Annotated in this window: 1 protein-coding gene; it reads right to left on the bottom strand. The window is 59.1% G+C overall.

The annotated features are described in order from the left end of the window. Nucleotides 1–138: 138 nt before the first annotated feature. On the bottom strand, nt 139–347 hold a 209-nt coding region (locus FDX22_RS30890; protein ID WP_255432813.1), incomplete at its 5' end, for a lytic murein transglycosylase.

Here is a 347-nt window from a genome sequence, read left to right as displayed (position 1 = left end):
AATATGGGGATGGGGAGAACGTTTTACGAGGAGGATTCCAAAAATTGCTCCGTTGCACAAATAAGATCTGCCGGATGGGGATGTCAGGGCATCTTCTCCGGCCTACAAGAGATATCCTCCGGTAGGCCGGGGGAGCGATTACTGCACGCGCGCCAGCGCCACCGCCTGACCCAATTGCCACACGGCCATCGCGTAGTGGGTACTGTGGTTGTAGCGGGTGATGGTGTAGAAGTTCGGCAACCCATACCAGTACTGGTAGCCGGTACCGATATCCAGGCGCAGCAGGCTGGCCTGCTGATGATTCCCCAACGACTGCTGCGGCGTCAGGCCCGCGGCGGCAAGCTGAG

The sequence above is a fragment of the Citrobacter sp. TBCS-14 genome (assembly GCF_005280805.1).
GTDB classification, from domain to species: Bacteria; Pseudomonadota; Gammaproteobacteria; order Enterobacterales; family Enterobacteriaceae; genus Citrobacter; species Citrobacter gillenii.
The sequence above is the reverse complement of the archived record's forward strand: the minus strand, read 5'-3'. Positions and strand labels throughout refer to the sequence as shown.